Here is a 19,222-nt window from a genome sequence, read left to right as displayed (position 1 = left end):
TTATTTTGCTATAATAGATTAACTAATTAGTTGGAGTTTCCTATGAAAAATAATCTTTTTATCAAAATTTTACTATCAATATTTTTAATTTATTCTCTATTAGGTTTCTTCTTAATACCTTACATTGCAAAAGACCAAATAATAAAAAATCTTGATAATTTACTTATTTATAAAAGTAAGTTAGAAAAAATAAGTTTCAATCCATATACTTTGAATTTAAAACTTTATGGTTTTTCCCTATCAAATAACAATGAAAAATTAATAGGATTCAAAAGTTTTGAAGTTGATTTTTCTCTTTTTAAATCAATACATGAACATCATATTAGCTTTAAGAAAGTTGACCTTATAAAACCTTATGTAAATATTGTTCAAAATGAAAATGGTAATATTAATTTAGCTTCTATTATGAAACCACAAGAAGAAAAAACTGAAGAGAAATCAACAAATGAAAAATCTTCTATTCCATTATTTGAAATTACGAAGATTCAGATTTTAGATGGAGATTTTCTTTTTACTCAAATATTTAATTCAAAAAAAACTACAACAAAAATACATAATTTTAACTATACCTTTTATAACTTAGGTACTTTAAAAAACTCTTTAGCATCTCATAGTCTTAATACAATTATAAATAAAGATACAAAACTATTCATTGAGGGTGGATTAAGACTGATACCTTTTAAAATGTATGGAAAAATCGAACTTAAAAACCTTCATGCCAATGAGTATTTAGGATATTCAAAAGATTTATTAAACTTCACTATTGATAATCCAACTTTAAATTTAAAGTTAGGATATAAACTTGATACAACTAAAGATATAGAACTTTACATAGATAAAGCAAATCTTGAATTAAAAGATTTAAATATTGTGAAAGATAAAGAGACACTAGCAGGACTAAAAAGCCTTGAACTCAAGGACTTAAATTTTGACTATACAAAACAAAAAATAAGTATCGAAAACATAGATTTAAATAAGCTTTTTGCAAATATATCATCAAATAAGAATAATATACTAAATATTGATAATCTAATAAATACTGAACCTAGTATTGAAAAAAAAGAGAAAACAACTAATAAACCATGGTTGGTTGATTTGAACTCTTTTACAATAAACAACTCTTATTTTTCATATGATGATTTAAAAAATAAAACTACAGTAGATGCAAAAAATATAAATGTATTATTGAAAAAATTATCAATTGTAAATAATAATATTACAATTGATGAATCAACTGTTGGAACAAAAAATATAAAAATAAATAACAATTCAGATAATACAAAAATTGAAGCTAAAAATATAGAGATAAATCTTCACAAGTTTTTAAAAGATAAGGACAAAATTAAACTATCAAGTGTAGATATTCCAGATTCATATACTTCAATAGTATTAGGGAAAAATGAAAATGGTAAGGAAAAAGCTGTAAAAGAAGAGATAAATACAAATAATGAGAAATCAAATACTTATTTAGATATAGGTCCTATAAATATCAAAAATGGCCAATTATTATTCGAAGACAGAACTTTAAAAGCACCTTTTAAAACTAATATTACAAAATTAAATGGTAATCTTTCTGAACTTAACTCAAAAAGTTCAAAACCAACACAACTTAAACTTATAGGGAAAATTGATGAATATGGATATACAAAGATTACAGGAATTGTAAATTTAGATGATATTAAAATACTTACAGATGTAAATCTAATATTTAAGAATATAGCCATGAAAAGCTTTACACCTTATTCAGATGAATTTGTGGGAAGAGATATTAAACAAGGAAAATTAAATTTAAATTTGCATTACAATATCACAGAATCAAATTTAAAAGCTCAAAATAGTGTCATTATTGATAAAATTGAACTTGGAAAATTGATTGATAAAAATAAAGGTTCGAATCTACCTTTAGAACTTGGAATCGCTCTATTAGAAGATTCTGATGGCATTATTGATATTGATTTGCCAATTAGTGGGAATTTAGATGACCCACAGTTTTCTATTGCCCCAATAATTTGGAAAGTATTTAGAAATCTTATTATCAAATCAGTTGCATCTCCATTTTCACTTTTAGCTTCTATTTTAGGTGTAAATCCTGAAGAAATGAAAAAAGTTGAATTTGTTTATGGAGAAAGTAATCTAATTGATTCAGAGAAAGAATCGTTAAATAATATTGCTAAAGTTTTTGCAAAGAGACCAAGTCTTGCTTTAAAAGTTGAGCCTGCATATGATAACATCAAAGATAAAATTGCTTTACAAGATATAAGATTAGAAGAGTTAATCTCTAAAAAAAGTGAAAGTATTAAAGATGGTGACAAATATTTATTAGCCTTAGAATCTATTTATAATGGGGGAATTTCCCTTCAAGAATTAAAAGAGAAATCAATGGTAAAACAAAATGATAAAGTGATTCTAGATAAAACATCTTACATATCTAAAATCAAAGCACTTATGTTGCCAAAAATAGATATTACAAAAGAAGAATTAGAAAACTTAGCAAATAGTAGAATATCATCAATTAAAAAATATCTTTTAGAACAACACAAAATTACAGATAATAGGTTATTTATAATTCCTGAAATAAAAGTTTTAGATAATAAAAAAGCAAAATATGTTGAATTTCCTCTAGCAATAGATATTAAAAAGAAGTAGCAAAAAAACTACTTCTTAATAGTATAAGTAGGAAAAGGGATATTGATATTGTTTTCTTTTAAAGTATTAAAAATAGCAAGATTTACTTTGTATTGAGTCTCAAAAAAGTGCTTAGTATGAGCCCAATATCTCAATTCTATATTTATAGAAAAATCACCAAACTCTTTTATTCCAACTTGTGCCTTAGCCTCTTTTGAAATAATTTCTGCATCAAAATCATTTAAAATATTTTCAATTATAGAAATTGCATCTTCAGGTTTGGAATTATAATCAATACCAACAACAGATTCAACTATTCTATACTCAAAAGAGTTGACTAATATTTCACCAATAATGTGTTTATTTGGAATAGTAATTTCTTCACCGTCTTCAGTTGAAAGAATTGTATGTGCTAGTCTTATCTCTTCAACTACTCCAAAAACACCATCTACACTAATAGTATTTCCTACAATAAAAGGACGACCTATGATAATAGAAAGACCTGCACCATAATTTGACAAAGTCCCTTGTAAAGCTAAACCAGCACCTAAAGATGCAGCACCAATACCAGCAATAAAAGGAGTAAGAGTAATCCCTAGTTTTCCAACAGCAACTATTCCAACACCAATGATAATAGAAAACTTGATGATATTTACAACAAACTTAGTTAAAGTAACATCTAGTTCATTTTTATCACAAATCTTCTTAACAAAAGTAGAAACTTTATTTGCAACATACCACCCTAAAAGGAATATGATAATTGCACCAATTAGTTGAAAACTATAATTAACAAAAAATTCTATAATTACATCGTAAAACTTCTGTATACTCTCAAGTTCTTTGTCCATGCCTATTACCTTTTCTATAATTTTACAACCTTAGCACCAAATCCACCTTGACTTGGATGGGCATCAGTAAATGATTTTACATTTGGATGTTTGATTAAAAAATCTTTTACTATTTTAGATAATTTTCCTGTACCAATGCCATGATAAACTAAAACTTCATCAAACCCAGAGATCAAACAATCAGAAATAAACTTATCAAGTTTTTCAACAGCTTCATCCCCTCTTAAACCATGTAAATCAATATTTACATGTCCACCTTGAGGTTTCTCAACATTTATTGTAGTCTTCTTTTTAATTTTAGGTTTAACTTCATTTCCTGACGGTCTTAATTCATCTACATTAACATGCAATCTCATTCCTGCATCTGTTAAAATTAAAGCTTTTTTGCCTCTTATAGATATTATTTCACCTTTTGAGCTTTTATATTTAACCCGATCTTTTTCTTTGAAGTTATAATCTTCTTCTACTTTTTCTACTGTTATATCTTTTACTTTTTTATGTGCAATATTTAGGTGTTGATGAGACTCTTGATATATTTTAGCTTTTATAGCTTTTTTAGCTTCATCTCTTGCATCTTTATACTCTTTGTGAAGTTTTGATTTTTCTATATTTATATGATCATCAAGTTCTTGTTTTGCTTCTTTAAGATTTTTATTTAATTTTTGATGGGTATCAATTTCCATATCAAGTTTAGCTATTTTTTGTTGATACTCCATCTCTAAAGCACTACTTCGTTCTATTAATTCATTTAATCTATCTTGGTCATCACCATAAACTTCTTTTGCTTTTTTAACTACATTGATAGGTATTCCATATCTTTGTGCAGTTTCAAAAGCATATGAACGCCCTATTGTCCCTTGTAAGAAGTCATAGGTCGGTCTTTGGTTTGCTTCATCATAAATAGCTGCTATTAATTCAACTTTTTCATTAGCCGCCATAAGAGCAGCCAATCTTTTATGGTGAGTTGTAATGATGATTTTTATGTTTTTATCTATTAGTTCTTCAATGATTACTTTAAACAAACTAGCTGCTTCATCTGAATCTGTACCAAGTTCTATTTCGTCAACTCCAACAATAACATCTCTTTGAGTAAATAGTTTAGAAAACTCAACCATTCTTCCTGCAAAAGTTGAGATATCATTTTTGACACTTTGGGGGTCATCTAAAACGGCTAAAGCATTTTTAAAATATCCTATAGAAGAGTCTTGACTTGCTCTATAAGGTATCAAATATTTAGATAGTAAAACAGCTGAAAGAATTGATTTAAGCATCATAGTTTTTCCACCTGCATTTACCCCAGTAATCATAATAACTGATTTTGAAAAATCAATAGATATAGGTTTTCCTCCATGAAGAGCAGGATGAACAAACTCTTTTAAAATATTTTTTCCATTTTTTGAAGGAATTATAAAGTTCTTATCATCAATTTTTGCAAAAAATAATCTTGCCAAATAGTGATCAATTCTATCAAACTCTTTATTTATAAATTTTAAAAATAATAAATTCTTTTCAAAAGTTGAGGATATGCTTTTACAAACTTTTAACAAAACTTCTTCTTGCTTATTTTTAAGGTCTGATTCTTTTTGTTTCAGTTCAGAAATAGAGTGTGGGAGGATATAGAAGAATCCAGAACTAGATCTATGTACGACAGTTGCTTTAATAATATTATTAAAACCACCACGCACAAGTAAAGTCTCTTCAGAGTTTACATAATGCACTTGTGAATCAACTAAATATGGTCTTAGTTTGCTATTATTTATAGATTTATGAAGTGCTTGTTTTATAGACTCTTTATTTCTATAAAGGGCATCTTTTATCATGTCTAAGTCTTTATCAATTCCTTCTTTTAAGTTTCCTTTAGAATCAAAGAAATCAACTATCTTTTCAACATCACTTGGTATTAATACTTTATCAATCCATTCACCAAGTTTACCCTCAAAAGTAAATCTTTTTAGATAAAGAAAGTATTTTATTATCTTTATAAACTCATATACATCTTCAACTCTTAAAGTACCTTGTTTTTGAATATGAACAATTTTTTCATCAAGATTTGCAACTTTTTCTGGCTCTTTTAAATCATATTTACTCAACTCATTTATGAGTCTATAATGTAAATTAATATCACCTTCTAAAACAATTGGTTTTTCTCTTGCCAATAGTTTTGAGAATTTTAATAAATACTCTTCTAAATCTAGTTTTTTAAATATCTCTTGCATATATTATTTAACTTCTATCCCATATCTTTCTAAAACTTTTACCCATGAAAGTGCTTTCCCATGGATATCGTATAGTGTTGGAGTTCCTCTTACACCTAGTTTTTCACCCAATTTCATTTGAGCATCAATAACATTTGTTAAAGCTTCATCTTGTACTTTTGTATATTTTTTACTTAAAAACTCTTTCGTAGTAGGAGTTACATTTAATAAGGCATTTACTCTATCTTCATTTGATTTAAATGATAAAACATATTTAGATAAAGGTATTGCATTTTTGTGAAAACTTAAAGGAAAAAAGAAAATTTTAAACTGAACATCATTTTTAATTTGGTCAAAATACGACTCAAACTTTTTACAATATGGACATTCTGGATCTGTAAATAAATAATAAACATCATTTCCCGTACCATAAGTTAAAACTTCTTTGTCTTTTAAAATCGATACATCATTAGGAATTGAAACTTGTTCACCAGATGTAACATTATAAATTTTACCTGCAATTAAATATTTTTTATCAGCAGTTAAAACTAATTCTTGAATATTTTCTTGAATATTTACTCTTAAAAGGTAAAAATTATCTTCTTTATAAGCTTTTAAAACTTTCATTCCAGAACCAAAAAATATTGGAAGCTTACCTATTTCATTAACCTCACTTTTACTTAATTCTGTTGTTGCAAATGCATTCAATGAAATTAACATAGTAAATAAAAACATTAATTTAAAAATCTTTTTCATTCTATTCTCCTAAATTTTATAGATATTAACATATCATTGTTAATTTATTGTGAAACTATATACTATATTGCCAATAAACCATTGCAATAATTGTTATGAAAACTATACCTAAAATATTGAAAATTAATCCATATTTTGCCATATCACTTACTTTTACAACTCCACTACTCATAGCTATAGCATTTGGTGGGGTTGCAATTGGCAACATAAATGCATAAGAAGCACAAATAGTTGCTACAAATAATATTAAGGATAAATCAACTCCTCCTACATCACCAAGTGAATAAAGAATAGGAAGAACAACAGATATTAAAGCAGTATTTGAGGTAATTTCTGTAGTAAAAGTAACTAATGCAGCCACTAAAAGTATGAGTAAAACTACAGGTAATCCTGTTAAAGATAATAAATGATGAGCGATAACATCAGCTAAACCTGTTTTTGAAAAGGCCATTGCAATAGAAAAACCTGCCCCAAATAAAAACATAATTTCATATGGAACTTTTACTGTATCATCCCAAGTTAAAAAACCAATTCTTGGTAAAAACATTAATAATCCATAACCAAGAAGTATTCCTTTTTCATTTAAACCTAATCCCATATAATAAGGTTCTATTTTTGAATTCACAAATAATAAAATTATTAAAGACCCAAGAATATATACTAATCTCTTTTGATCACTAGTTAAAGGTTTAACTTTATGTAAACTAGCATCAATAACTGAGTTTTTTAATCCCAAAGATAAAACATATGGTATAACTATTAACATTGCCATTGCTAAAGGGGCTGTTAATACTATCCATTTAACAAAGGGGATTGCTTCAAGGTGATGTTGTTCCATAAAACCTAAAAGAATAAGATTTGGTGGAGTTCCTATTGGAGTAACAATTCCTCCAATACTTGCCCCATAAGCAATAGCTAATACAAATCTAAGTCTAACTTTTGCATCATCACTTAAATATATAGCAATGGGAATCAATAAAAGTGCTGTTGTTGTGTTTGAAATAAGTGAACTCAAACATGCAGAAGTAATAGCAAGTGAAAAAATAATTCCTCTTGGAGTATTTGGAAATAAAGTCAAGAGTTTATTAGAAATATATTTATGCAATTCTGTCTTTTGTGTAGCAATTGCAATCATAAAACCACCTAAAAACAGAAAGATTATCGATTTTGAATAATTGGAAACCGTTTCATTAGTACTTAATATGTCAAAGGTAGGAAAAAGTAAAATAGGAAGCAAAGATACAACCCCTAAAGCCAATCCTTCATTTGACCATAATACTACAAGTAAAAATATTATTGAGATTAAAGTTGCATGTTGAGTTGAAAAGTAAAAAGTTAAAAGATAAAATAAAATTACAGATAACCCAATTGTTATAATTATTTTTTTCAATTTTTTTCCTATTAATAAATTATTTTTGTTTTGGTCTAAAAGGTTTTATAACCTCTTCATTGCATTCTAAAAAAGGTCCTTCCATCAAATCAATACAATATGGAATTGCTGGAAATACTGCATCTAAACACTCTCTTATAGATTTTGGTTTTCCAGGAAGATTTACAATTAAAGAACTACCTCTAAGTCCTGCTGTTTGTCTTGATAAAATTGCTGTTGGTACAAATTTTAAAGATTCTGCACGCATAAGTTCCCCAAAACCTGGCATCATTCTATCACATACATTTTCTGTAGCTTCTGGGGTCACATCCCTTTTAGCAGGCCCTGTTCCACCAGTTGTTACAACTAGACAACAGTTTTCATTGTCAATTAAATCTTTTAGCGTATTTTCTATTGTTTCTTGGCTATCTTCTATGCATTTATACACTGGTTCCCATTTGCTAGATAAATACTCATTTAATGTATCAATAATAGCCTGTCCAGATAAATCTTCATATACACCTTTGCTTGCTCTATCACTTGCAGTTACAATACCTATTTTTGCTGCCATTATAATCCTTTTAAAATATGTCCATGATTTTTCATAAAATAAACAGTTGAAAAATCTTTAAAAAACTCATAGGCTTTTTTTGAGTCTATGATTTTATCTTCTTTACCTAAATAAACTTCTATTTTAGTACCTTTTTCTAAAAGTTTATTTATTTTCTTTATATCCCACTTATAACAAAGAAGAGATTCTAACTCTTCTAAAGAACCTTCCTTGAAATACTTTGATACATCAATACTTGAAGGATAAGATATATTTTTTAAAAAATTTTCACAATAACTCTTTGAGTCTTTTTTAAAAAACATTAATTGCATTCTTACAAATTTTTCATCTTGTGTTTGAAAAAATGCAGGTGAAAAGAGTTGAATCAAATCAACTCTTTTATCACTATTTAAAGCCTCTTCAAATACCTTTATAGCACCATAAGAAAAGCCAGAAAGTGTAAAATCATTTTCTATTAAATACTCATAAAAGAGTTCTTTTTCATTCTCTAAACAAAAACCACTGAAGTAATTAGATTTCATTTTTTTCTATTACTTCATTTTCTACCATGATTTTTGACAACCTAGTTATTTGCTCATAGTTTTCATCAAAAATAGTTTTTAATTCAACTTTAGTTTGATCAATTAACTCTTTATAATCTTTAGCCATTGCAAATTTATCAACCATTTCTTTGGCTAATTTATCTGCTTTCTCTAAATCTTCTTCAAAAATAGCATACTGTTCATCTTTTAATACTTCAATTCCAATACTTCCAGCTAGATATTTTTTAAGTTCATTTTTAAGTTCATTTTTTGAAGGGAATACACTATTTATTTTTGTGCTATTTTCATCAAATAATGAAACCTTTTGTTTGGTTATATATGCTTTTGAAGCTTGATAAATAGATAATATCTCTTTTTCAGTATCTGATAAAATAAAATTCTCTTTTTTCCCAAATTCTAATTTATTTTTTGCTATTTCTATGTGTTTTTGTTCAAGTACTTTGTCATTTGATTTTATCATATATAACATGGCTTCATTTATAAGTGTTGAAATAGAAGCAGAAGAAAATCCAGAAAGATTAGTAGTAAGAGTCTCTATATCAATATTGTGCTTGATTGATTTTAAATATAATTTTAAAATTTCTCTTCTATCATTTATATTTGGAAGTGTTATTTTAACCCTCCTATCAAATCTACCAGCTCTTAAAAGTGCATCATCAAGCACTTCTATTTTATTGGTTGCTGCTATTACTATTACACCATTATCACCTTCAAATCCGTCCATTTGAGTTAGAAGTTCATTTAATGTTGATTCTCTCTCATCATTTGATTTTCCACCTCTTTGTTTTCCAATTGCATCAATTTCATCAATAAATATAATCGAAGGAGCATTTACTTTTGCTTTTGCAAATAATTCTCGAACTCTTTTTGCACCCATTCCTACATATATTTGAACAAAACTTGCACCACTTTGATAAAAGAATGGAACATTTGCTTCACCTGCAACTGCTTTTGCAATAAGTGTTTTACCAACACCTGGAGGACCATAAAGTAAAACACCTTTTGGTAATTTGACTCCATATTTAAAATATTTTTTAGGATTATGTAAAAACTCAACTATCTCTTCAAGTTCTTCTTTTACTTGTGCTATACCTGCTACATCTTTAAAAGTAGTATTTGGTTTTACAACTTCAATATGGGAATTTTCTTCATTTGGAACTTCTTCATTCACAGCTTTTCTTTTTTCAAGTTCTTGTGCAAAGATTGAGTTTTTTACTTTATTTTTATTGATAAATTCTTGAATTTTATCTTTTTTTAATCTTGCAACTACTGCAAAAATTAAAAGAATTACAATAAAAACTAATCCGAAGCTATAAGTACTAGTTTGTATATAAGAAGAACTTTTATATATAGTATAAAAAAATAGTACAACTAATGCTATACCTGATAAAAGCATCAACTTTAAATTTTTATCTCTATTGTTTTTCATATCATTAGAATTTTGCAACATTGATTTTATCCTTTGCTTCATAATTCTCAATATAAACCCAATCACCAACTAAATCAGCATCACTTTGGATTTCTATTTGGTTAAAATGTTGATCTAACCCTATATATTTTCCATTTTTTTCTTGTTCAATTAGAACTTCTAAAGTAGTTTTATTATTTTTTCTAAAATCATAATTTTTTTGATCAATAATTGAAACAAGTTCATTATATCTAGCTTTTGCAATATCACCTTTTACTTGCTCACTCATAGTAGCACTTGGAGTGCCATCTCTTTTTGAGTAAGTAAAAGCATGAACATGAGTAAGTGGGAATCTATGCAAGTTTTCAATTGCTTCTTTCCATAACTCATCTGTTTCACCTGGATGACCTACTATAAAATCTGTTCCAAGGGCATAACCTTTATCTTTTAATAATTCAAAAAGTTCAAGGTCTTTTAATACTTTGTTTCTTCTATTCATAATCTCAAGCATCTTTTTAGAAGTATGTTGAAGTGCTATGTGTAGATGTCTTGCCATAAAAGGTTCATCAATTATCTCTTTAAACTCATCATCTATTTGAATAGGTTCTATACTTCCCATTCGTATACGTCTAACACCTTTTATTAAAGAGATTTTTTTAAGAAGCTTAGCCAATGAAGTATGTTTTTTCTTACCATAAGAGCCAACATTTGTACCAGTTAAAATAAACTCTCCAAAACCATTACTAGCTAGTGTTGTAATTTGCTCTAAAATTTTATCTTCACTATAACTTCTAGCATCTCCTCTTACATAAGGAATAATACAATATGAACATCTAAAATCACATCCTTCTTGGATTTTGATAAAGGCTCTACTTTTACCTACAAACTCTTCAACAATAGTTTCATCTATATGTTCTAAATCACCAGCATTAAAAAATCGTTCTTCATTTTTAAGCAGTTCATTTATATTTTCTTTTTCACTATGCCCAAATAAAGAATCAACTTTTTCTTCCTTAAATAAGTTTTCACCTTTTGTCCAAACTCCACAACCTGTAAATACAACCCTTGGTTTGTTTGGAAGTTTATTTAGTGAGTTTATATAACCTCTTGCTGTACTATCAGCACTATTTGTAACAGTACATGAGTTTATTACAACTACATTTGCACTCTTTTCATCTTGTGTAATTTCAAAATCTTTTAGATTACTCATCATAACTTGAGTATCAAAAACATTTGTTCTGCAACCAAAAGTTTTAAAATATACTTTTGGTTTCGTATTTGTAAAATTCATATTCTATGGAGCCTCTGGTAAATCTGCAGGGGGAACTCTTTGCGCTTGATTCTCCCCTAAATTAATTTGTTGTGTAGGATAAGCTATTGTAATATCATCCTCTGCCATAAATGCCTGCAAAATTTCTGGAGACATTGTGCTTCTTAAAACTAATGCTGCGTAAGAGTTTGTAAGATACCAAGAAGAAATAACAATCCCATAAGGCTCAACAAAAGTATAAACTCTGGGTTCTACTCCTGTAGCTCTTAGGTTGTATTTACTTCTCATTTTAGATAACTGTTTTCTTGTAATATCTGTATAGCCTTTTGAATAATGTTTTAATATCTCTTTTGCTATATGTTGTGCTTTTTTATAATTTGAATCAAAAGTAATAGTAATATCAATACCATCCCAAACAGTTCGTAGTCCTGAATGGGTATAGTTAGCAATCATTTCTGAAAATACATAATTGTTTGGTATAAAAAATATTCTTCCTGTTCTTCTATTTACACTGTACGAAGTTAAAGTGATATCTTCTCTAATAGTAATTTTAAATAAAGAGATATCAAGTACATCACCAACTGCTTCAACACCACCTCTTGTAACTTTTATTCTATCTCCCACTTGAATAGAACCAGAAGTTACAATTACCATCCATCCAAAAATAGACATAAACCAATCTTTTAAAGCAATAGCAATACCAGCAGATGCAAACCCTAAGATAGTAATTACATAAGAGACATTATCAATATATGAAAAAAGTACAATTAACACAATCAAAAGAACTAAAACAAAATTTATAACTTTATTTGCCATATAAAAATTTTCATTTTGAGAAAAATACTTTTTAAGGGCAAGTTTTACTAAAAAAGAGAAGATAAAAACAACAGCAATTATTGAAAATATAATAAATGATTTTGAGATTTGTTCTGCTATTTGATTATCAGTTTCTAAAACAACTTGTTCTATTTTTCTAGTATATACTTCACTTGTAGTAGATAAAATTTCTAATACTAAATTAAAATCTTTTTTCTCATTGTCTAAAAAGTTGATTTTCTTTTCATACTCATCTTTTGGGTCTAAATTATATAAATCAAGATATAAAAGCATCTTTTCATCTAATAAAGTAATTAATCTTGAAACATCATCTATGATTTTATTAAACTCTTTTTTATGATCTTTCATCTTCTTTTTATAAGAAAGAGCATTTATAATACCAAAAGGATTTGTTATAGCTTCATACTTTTCTATTTCAGGAGGATCAATCAACTTTCCAATAGGTGAATCTTTGTATTCAGAGATAAGTTCTAACTCATTTTTTTTAATTCTAATTTTATTTTCTACTTTATATAATAAATCTCTATTTTTTTTATTTACATCAGTTAATTCTTCTTTTAAAGAATGCAACTCTTTAGAAATACTTCTATATGCAATATAATTAGAGTATCTTTTTAATAAAATATCATCTTCTAATAAATCATTTATTTTTTTAATTCCCAAAAGATAGCTATCAATTTTAGCTTTAACTTCAGGAGTTGGTTCTAACACAACTAGTTTAGACTCTTCATTTGTGTTTATATTTTCATTTATAACAGTAGATTCTTTTGCATTTTCGATTTTTGCAGCACTTAAGTTTAGTGTAAATACAATAGTAAAAATCAGAAAAAATATTCTTCTCAATTAAAATCCTTTTAAAACTTCAATAACATCAGTTTTAGATACTTCATCAGTAATTTTACAATCACCAATACCAACAGGCAAGATAAATTTTATTTTATCGTCAAGACTTTTTTTATCTAAGAAAAAATGTTCATAAAAATCTTCCACATCATTTATTTTATAAGTTGTTGGAATATCATATTTTTCTAAAACATTTTTTACTCTTATAGTATCTTCTTGGCTCATAAGTCTTATTTTTTTAGCAACTTCATTTGCCATAATCATACCAATACCTACCGCTTCACCATGTAGATATTTTGAATATTTTGTTTCATTTTCTACTACATGTCCAAAGGTATGTCCATAATTTAAAGCAGCTCTTATTCCATTTTCTTTTTCATCTTGAGATACAACCCAAGCTTTTGTTTCAACAGATTTCTTGATGGCTACTTTTATATTTTCAACATTTGTTAAATCATTTTGTTCAATCCATTCAAAAAAATCTTTATTGAAAGTTACTGCCATTTTTATTATTTCTGCAATCCCAGCTGAGAATTCTCTTGGAGGTAAAGTAGTCAAAAAGTATGGGTCAATATATACAGCTCTTGGTTGATGAAAAGCTCCAATTAAGTTTTTCCCAAACTTATTATTTACACCTGTTTTCCCTCCAACACTTGCATCAACTTGTGACAATAGTGTTGTGGGTACTTGTATAAAATCAATACCTCTTTGGTAAATTGCTGCACAAAATCCAGTCATATCCCCAATTACACCCCCACCAAATGCAATTAACAAAGATTTTCGATTTAGTCTATTTTCAAAACAATGATTTAAAATCATATCAATGGTTTCCATGTTTTTATACTCTTCACCATCGGGTATAGTTACTATGCTTAAGTTATTACATTTTATTTTATTTTTTAAATATTCTAAATGGTATCCACTAACAGTTGGGTTTGTTACAACTACAACTTTTCTATCAAAAGTTAACTCTTTTAATTCATCAATTGTTATGTCATATGAAATATTATTTGGTAGTTTTATATTTACAATCATTTATTAATTTCCAGCTTTATAAAGTGGATAGATTATATCTAAAAAGATTTAAGAAAAGATAATGTTTTTATTACAAGGTTTTTATGTATTTATATTAGTATTTTCTTTTATTTCAATTTCCAAAACATCTGATTTTATTTTATGATAATAATATTCTTGTTGTTTGTATGGCAAAAGTTCTAAATATTGTTTTATTAACTCTATATAATCTTTTTCTTCATTATTCCTATTTTTTTTAAGAAACATTTCGCCCTCTCCTGTTATTAACCATTCAATTGAAATGTTATATCTTAAATTTAACTTTTCAAGAAAGGTATGAGGTATATCTTTTACTTTCGCTTGCTCGTAACTTTGATAAGTTCTACTTGGCATACTCAAGGCTTCTGAAAAATCTTTTTGTGAAGAGAAATTCAAAGCTTCTCTAACATGTTTAATTCTCTTATAAATCAATATTATGTTTCCTGTGCAACAAATTAATGTATTTTTTACTTGACATTAAACATTATATTGTGATATTATCAACATTATAATGTTATATCTGTGTTTTTATTTATATTATAATTTATAAGAATACCGAAAAATCGTTTATTAATCAAATAAAAATTTACAAAATAATTATTATTTTAAATGTATACGTTAGGAAATGAAATGCTAAAAATAAAATTTAATTCGGATACTAAAAAATTTGATTTGTATAAAGAGACTATTGAGAATAATGAAATAAAAGAAGTTTTTAAAGAGAGTTTAACCCATGAAGAGATGAATGAAAAAATAAAAGAATATAGTGCCCAAATATCTAATATAACAAATAATATAAATATCTTCTACTTAGCTGTACAAAAATATCCTTCTAATCAAGTTCTAAAATTGGAATAACTCTTTTAACTTTTTGTGATCTAATATTTTAATATGCCCCTTATTATTTTCAATAATTTTATCTTTTTTAAGTTTTGATATTTTTCTTGATAAAGTCTCAGGAGTTATGTTTAATATAGAAGCAATTTTTACTTGTTTTAAATTGGAAAGGATATCTTCATTTTCATATAAAAATTGTGTAATCTTTATATTGCTATCTGCTGTTATGTTATAGTTAATAAAGTTTTCTAAAGCTTTTATTTTTTTAGTAAGTGATTTAATCAGCATCATTGAGATTTCTGGTTTATATAAAAAGTTTTCTTTAAATTTATTATATTCAATTACATAAACTTCTGAATCCACTTCAAAAGAACAATTTGCAGGATAAGGTATTTCTTCATAATTTGCAATTTCTGCTATAAATGTAGGTGATCTTAGATTATGAATTATTATTTCATTATCTTTATAATCATGTTTATAAACTTTTACTATTCCACTTACTAAAAGATATAAATATTTTGCTTCATCACCTTTATAAAAAAGTATTTCATCTTTTTTATAACTTTTTTTTCTACTTATTTTTTCTAGTTCTTTTTTCTCTTTTTCATCTAAAGAATCAAAGAAGTAATATTCATGTATATTCATTATTTATCTTTGTATTGATTGGTATCAATTTAATTTCTTTGATTTTATGCAAAGATTACAAAATTTAAAATTAATCGGAGAATAAAATGACAATTAAAGAGTATATGACACATAATCATAAAGAGTGCGATGAACTACTAGCCCAACTTGAAAATGAAGTAGAAAATGCAAATTGGGACAAAGTATTAAAGTTAAGTGATGAGTTTAAACATGAGACTTTAAAACATTTTGATATGGAAGAGAGTTATTTGTTTCCTATGTTTGATGAAAAGTCTTCAACTGGTGGGTGTGGACCAACAAAAGTTATGAAAATGGAGCATGACCAAGCAAGAAGTATATTCCCCAAAATAGAAGAAGCCATAAAAGATAAAGATAGTGATAGGTTTTTTGGCCTTAGTGAATCATTGATGATACTTATTCAACAACATAATTCAAAAGAAGAACAAATGCTATACACAATGATACAAAATATCTTCAATAATGATAATGATACTATTGTAGAAAAATTACAATCTTATGAATTCAAATAAACCTATTATCTTAGATGTAAGTGAGCTTGAAGCTCCTTACCCTCTTTTAAAAGCTTTAGAGGCTATACATGAACTAAAAAATGATGAAACACTTACTTTCATACATAGAATGTCTCCTTGTAAGCTTTTTGAAGCATTAGAAAAAAATAGTTTAGAATATAAAGTTATAAAAGATGAAGAAAACTATTTTGAAATGAAAATTTACAAGGTCACCAAATGAAAATGCAAGGTTTATCACTAGATCAAGCTCCACCTTATAAAATACCGATGATATATTACATTATTGCTAGCTTTTATTTAATATCTTTTTGTTTTAGTATATTAAGTTATGCAAATGGTATAGAAAGTAGATATTATTATGAATCTATTGCAATTACTCATATACTAACACTTGGTTTTTTTACCCATGTTATGATTGGTTCATTATTTCAAATGATTCCTGTGATTATTGGAATTGCATATAAAAAAGTAAATATTCAAGCAATATTAGTACTTCTTTTTTTAAATATCGGAACCATATGTTTTATAACAGGTTTTTTAACTTCCAAGAAAATTTTTATGCATTTATCTAGTTTATTCTTGATTTTAGCACTTGTATTTTTTGCAGTGAGTACTTTCTTTACTATTTTAAAAACTGAAGATAAGAACCCCACAGTTAAGACATTTATAACAGCACTTAGCTTTTTATTTTTTGGAGTTATTTTAGGAATAATAACATTAATAAATCATGGCAGTGGTTTTACTTCTAAAAACTTTGCAGATGTACATATTAGTATTATCTTTTTTGGTTGGTTAATTATGTTAATAAGTGGTGTTTCATACAAAGTTGTTCCTATGTTTTATGTAACAAAAGAGTATCCACTTTTTATAAAAAATCATTTTTATTGGATAATTTCATTGATTCTAATTTTCTTATCATTATTTATTATTACTGATTCAAAGTTTGTGCCATTATTTAAAACTCTTTTAGCTGTATTTACATTAATCTTTTCACTTACTACTCTACATTTATTAAAAAATAGAAAGAGACCAAGAAGAGATACAACAATAAATCTTTGGTACTTTGCAATGATTAATCTATCTTTTGCCTCTGTTTTTTGGATTATATCTATTTGGATTAAAGTAGAAATTGATTTTTTAATTTCAATTGTTTTTGGTCTTGGTTTTGCATACTCTTTAATAAATGGAATGTTATATAAAATAGTTCCATTTCTCACATGGTTTCATCTTAGTTCAAAAATGATATTTGATGCAGAAATGTCCCAAGTGATTCAAAATAATTATATGAAACTTCAATATAATATTTTTATTGTTAGCTATTTTATGTTTTTATTATCACTTTTATTTAAATCATTTATTTATGTAGCGATAGTTTTATTTTTGATTTCATCATTAATTTTATGTTATAACATCATAAGTGCTTATACATACTACAAAAGACTAAACAAAACTATTTAGAATAAAAAGAGATTCCTTCATCAAGTAATCTCTTTACTACTTTTTGACTTATTTGAGATTTTAATTCCATAATTTGATGATAAGGTGCTACATACCAAATACGAAGAGTAAAAAATGGCTCTTTAGAATCAGGTATAAGATGAATTCTTGGTCTAAATTCCCGTGAACGCATATCATATCGCCTTTTCATACTTTGAAACTGTTTATTAGCTACTTCCATATATTTTTCAGTCATTTCATAAGCAACTTCAAAAGATATGGTTTCTACTTTGTATGTATCAGCACCAAAAGGAATACTTAGCTCTATCATGTCATAGACATTTTTCATCTTATCATGGGTATAGTTATAAACATAATTATTTACAAAAACATTATTTGCTATAAATATTATTCGGCCAGCAATTTTTATTTTTGATGAAGTAGTATTATTTATACTTTCATATAAACTTACTTTAAATAGTGATATTTCAATAACTTCACCAATTACAGGATTTCCATCAATATTAACTAATATTCTATCACCTATTTGAATCTGGTTACCAAGTATCAATTGAAGCCAAGAAGCAATACTTTGTAAATACTCTTTCATAGCAATAGTCATTGCAGCTGCAATCACACCAATAAGAGTTGCGGCATAAATTATATTATTAATATTAAAGGCAATTGCGACTAAAAATATTATTATAAAAAAAGTGATATTTAAAACTTTTTTCACTTTAAATAGTTTTTCTTCATTATCAATTTTTTTGATAATAAAATATTTTATAATATAAAAGACTATAAAAAGTAAAATTATAATTGATAAATTTAAAAGATGAGTTACAAATTGGGTCTCTCCATACTCTTTTAAAGAGTTGTAATATAAATCTTTTGTACGATTTAAAACCTCTTCTTTACCCTCTAATAATCCCTTAGCATTCTCAAAATATGCTATTTCTTTTTGTAATTGTTCTTCTTTTTCAAGATTTTTACTATCTTGTGAAAGAGTAAGTTTAAGTTCATTTTCTAAATATTCTACTGCTTCATCGTACTGACTTTTTAAAAAGTTTAACTTTTGAGTTTGAGCAGCAAACTTTATCTTTTTACTTGCAAAAAGATATTCTATTAGATTTATATCTTTAACATTTGTATTTATTGTCACTTTATCTAGCATACTATTAAAACTTTTTGGTAATTCATCAAGAATTGCTTTTTTACTCTCTTGAAGACTTAACAATTGTTTTAATTCTGCTTTTTTTTGTGGATTAGCTTTTCTTATATCTTTTTCTAATTGTCTAATATTTTCATCAAGAGCTTGTGATTTTTGTAGATTATTATAAACTTGAAGCCAACTATTATTATCTTTATCTATAATATTCAACTCTTCTGCAAAAATGCTTTTTACTAATATACAAAATACAAATATAATACTTAATAGTTTTTTCACAATATCCCC

At 26.4% G+C, this 19,222-nt stretch carries 18 protein-coding genes; 5 read left to right on the top strand and 13 right to left on the bottom strand.

The window, feature by feature from the left end; genetic code table 11:
- Positions 1–42 precede the first annotated feature (42 nt).
- Positions 43–2,646 carry a DUF748 domain-containing protein gene (locus CRU95_RS00160; RefSeq protein ID WP_129099129.1) on the top strand — a complete coding sequence of 868 codons (2,604 nt, stop codon included), beginning with the start codon at positions 43–45 and terminating at the stop codon, positions 2,644–2,646.
- Between the two features lie 8 nt (positions 2,647–2,654).
- Here CRU95_RS00160 and CRU95_RS00155 read toward each other — a convergent pair whose 3' ends face one another.
- The 11 genes from CRU95_RS00155 to CRU95_RS00105 form a co-directional block, all read right to left on the bottom strand.
- Positions 2,655–3,473: a mechanosensitive ion channel family protein gene (locus CRU95_RS00155; protein WP_129099128.1), complete on the bottom strand. Its 819-nt coding sequence runs from the start codon at positions 3,471–3,473 to the stop codon at positions 2,655–2,657.
- A 14-nt stretch (positions 3,474–3,487) separates the two neighbouring features.
- The gene (locus CRU95_RS00150; protein WP_129099127.1) at positions 3,488–5,689 is read right to left on the bottom strand and encodes an endonuclease MutS2; all 2,202 of its coding nucleotides are present in this window, start codon (positions 5,687–5,689) and stop codon (positions 3,488–3,490) included.
- Between the two features lie 3 nt (positions 5,690–5,692).
- Positions 5,693–6,424: a DsbC family protein gene (locus CRU95_RS00145; protein WP_129099126.1), complete on the bottom strand. Its 732-nt coding sequence runs from the start codon at positions 6,422–6,424 to the stop codon at positions 5,693–5,695.
- A 55-nt stretch (positions 6,425–6,479) separates the two neighbouring features.
- Positions 6,480–7,814, bottom strand: a complete 1,335-nt coding sequence (locus tag CRU95_RS00140) for a DASS family sodium-coupled anion symporter (RefSeq protein ID WP_129099125.1) — start codon at positions 7,812–7,814, stop codon at positions 6,480–6,482.
- Positions 7,815–7,833: 19 nt separating this feature from the next.
- Positions 7,834–8,364, bottom strand: a complete 531-nt coding sequence (gene mog / locus CRU95_RS00135; protein WP_258238573.1) for a molybdopterin adenylyltransferase — start codon at positions 8,362–8,364, stop codon at positions 7,834–7,836.
- Positions 8,364–8,885 (bottom strand): pimelyl-ACP methyl ester esterase BioV, encoded by a 522-nt coding sequence (bioV, locus tag CRU95_RS00130; RefSeq protein ID WP_129099123.1) that lies wholly within the window; start codon positions 8,883–8,885, stop codon positions 8,364–8,366. The genes mog and bioV overlap by 1 nt, the downstream gene beginning before the upstream one ends.
- The gene (locus tag CRU95_RS00125) at positions 8,875–10,356 is read right to left on the bottom strand and encodes an AAA family ATPase (protein ID WP_129099122.1); all 1,482 of its coding nucleotides are present in this window, start codon (positions 10,354–10,356) and stop codon (positions 8,875–8,877) included. Before CRU95_RS00125 ends, bioV begins: the two co-directional genes overlap by 11 nt.
- On the bottom strand, positions 10,340–11,605 hold the full coding sequence (gene mtaB / locus CRU95_RS00120; protein WP_129099121.1) for a tRNA (N(6)-L-threonylcarbamoyladenosine(37)-C(2))-methylthiotransferase MtaB: 1,266 nt from the start codon (positions 11,603–11,605) through the stop codon (positions 10,340–10,342). Before mtaB ends, CRU95_RS00125 begins: the two co-directional genes overlap by 17 nt.
- 3 nt (positions 11,606–11,608) lie before the next feature.
- Entirely contained in the window at positions 11,609–13,264 is a 1,656-nt protein-coding gene (locus tag CRU95_RS00115; protein WP_129099120.1) for a mechanosensitive ion channel family protein, read from the bottom strand.
- Complete coding sequence (aroB, locus tag CRU95_RS00110; protein ID WP_129099119.1) at positions 13,265–14,299, bottom strand: 3-dehydroquinate synthase; 1,035 nt, start codon at positions 14,297–14,299, stop codon at positions 13,265–13,267.
- Between the two features lie 81 nt (positions 14,300–14,380).
- On the bottom strand, positions 14,381–14,749 hold the full coding sequence (locus CRU95_RS00105; RefSeq protein ID WP_129099118.1) for a helix-turn-helix domain-containing protein: 369 nt from the start codon (positions 14,747–14,749) through the stop codon (positions 14,381–14,383).
- Between the two features lie 198 nt (positions 14,750–14,947).
- Here CRU95_RS00105 and CRU95_RS00100 point away from each other — a divergent pair, with 198 nt between their 5' ends.
- Positions 14,948–15,175: a hypothetical protein gene (locus CRU95_RS00100; RefSeq protein WP_129099117.1), complete on the top strand. Its 228-nt coding sequence runs from the start codon at positions 14,948–14,950 to the stop codon at positions 15,173–15,175.
- Here the strand turns inward: CRU95_RS00100 and CRU95_RS00095 are convergent.
- The gene (locus CRU95_RS00095) at positions 15,161–15,799 is read right to left on the bottom strand and encodes a Crp/Fnr family transcriptional regulator (protein ID WP_129099116.1); all 639 of its coding nucleotides are present in this window, start codon (positions 15,797–15,799) and stop codon (positions 15,161–15,163) included. The genes CRU95_RS00100 and CRU95_RS00095 overlap by 15 nt on opposite strands.
- Before the next feature lie 86 nt (positions 15,800–15,885).
- Here CRU95_RS00095 and CRU95_RS00090 point away from each other — a divergent pair, with 86 nt between their 5' ends.
- The 3 genes from CRU95_RS00090 to CRU95_RS00080 are packed head-to-tail and all read left to right on the top strand — an operon-like array spanning position 15,886 to position 17,787.
- Complete coding sequence (locus tag CRU95_RS00090) at positions 15,886–16,329, top strand: hemerythrin domain-containing protein (RefSeq protein WP_129099115.1); 444 nt, start codon at positions 15,886–15,888, stop codon at positions 16,327–16,329.
- Positions 16,316–16,549, top strand: coding sequence for a sulfurtransferase TusA family protein (locus tag CRU95_RS00085; protein WP_129099114.1), 234 nt, complete (start codon positions 16,316–16,318; stop codon positions 16,547–16,549). The genes CRU95_RS00090 and CRU95_RS00085 overlap by 14 nt, the downstream gene beginning before the upstream one ends.
- Positions 16,546–17,787 carry a hypothetical protein gene (locus CRU95_RS00080; RefSeq protein WP_129099113.1) on the top strand — a complete coding sequence of 414 codons (1,242 nt, stop codon included), beginning with the start codon at positions 16,546–16,548 and terminating at the stop codon, positions 17,785–17,787. Before CRU95_RS00085 ends, CRU95_RS00080 begins: the two co-directional genes overlap by 4 nt.
- Here CRU95_RS00080 and CRU95_RS00075 read toward each other — a convergent pair.
- Complete coding sequence (locus CRU95_RS00075; protein ID WP_129099112.1) at positions 17,780–19,213, bottom strand: mechanosensitive ion channel domain-containing protein; 1,434 nt, start codon at positions 19,211–19,213, stop codon at positions 17,780–17,782. The two genes, CRU95_RS00080 and CRU95_RS00075, sit on opposite strands and share 8 nt — an antisense overlap.
- Positions 19,214–19,222 lie beyond the last annotated feature (9 nt).

Source organism: Arcobacter sp. F2176, assembly GCF_004116465.1.
GTDB lineage: Bacteria > Campylobacterota > Campylobacteria > Campylobacterales > Arcobacteraceae > Arcobacter > Arcobacter siniprincipis.
This window is presented reverse-complemented; position numbering and strand designations above follow the sequence as displayed.

Excerpts from the sequence above, each read along its gene's own strand:
- CRU95_RS00160 (WP_129099129.1), top strand. The coding sequence starts at position 43 with ATGAAAAATAATCTTTTTATCAAAATTTTACTATCAATATTTTTAATT.
- CRU95_RS00155 (WP_129099128.1), bottom strand. The coding sequence starts at position 3,473 with ATGGACAAAGAACTTGAGAGTATACAGAAGTTTTACGATGTAATTATA.
- CRU95_RS00150 (WP_129099127.1), bottom strand. The coding sequence starts at position 5,689 with ATGCAAGAGATATTTAAAAAACTAGATTTAGAAGAGTATTTATTAAAA.
- CRU95_RS00145 (WP_129099126.1), bottom strand. The coding sequence starts at position 6,424 with ATGAAAAAGATTTTTAAATTAATGTTTTTATTTACTATGTTAATTTCA.
- mog (WP_258238573.1), bottom strand. The coding sequence starts at position 8,364 with ATGGCAGCAAAAATAGGTATTGTAACTGCAAGTGATAGAGCAAGCAAA.
- bioV (WP_129099123.1), bottom strand. The coding sequence starts at position 8,885 with ATGAAATCTAATTACTTCAGTGGTTTTTGTTTAGAGAATGAAAAAGAA.
- CRU95_RS00125 (WP_129099122.1), bottom strand. The coding sequence starts at position 10,356 with ATGTTGCAAAATTCTAATGATATGAAAAACAATAGAGATAAAAATTTA.
- mtaB (WP_129099121.1), bottom strand. The coding sequence starts at position 11,605 with ATGAATTTTACAAATACGAAACCAAAAGTATATTTTAAAACTTTTGGT.
- aroB (WP_129099119.1), bottom strand. The coding sequence starts at position 14,299 with ATGATTGTAAATATAAAACTACCAAATAATATTTCATATGACATAACA.
- CRU95_RS00100 (WP_129099117.1), top strand. The coding sequence starts at position 14,948 with ATGCTAAAAATAAAATTTAATTCGGATACTAAAAAATTTGATTTGTAT.
- CRU95_RS00095 (WP_129099116.1), bottom strand. The coding sequence starts at position 15,799 with ATGAATATACATGAATATTACTTCTTTGATTCTTTAGATGAAAAAGAG.
- CRU95_RS00090 (WP_129099115.1), top strand. The coding sequence starts at position 15,886 with ATGACAATTAAAGAGTATATGACACATAATCATAAAGAGTGCGATGAA.
- CRU95_RS00085 (WP_129099114.1), top strand. The coding sequence starts at position 16,316 with ATGAATTCAAATAAACCTATTATCTTAGATGTAAGTGAGCTTGAAGCT.
- CRU95_RS00080 (WP_129099113.1), top strand. The coding sequence starts at position 16,546 with ATGAAAATGCAAGGTTTATCACTAGATCAAGCTCCACCTTATAAAATA.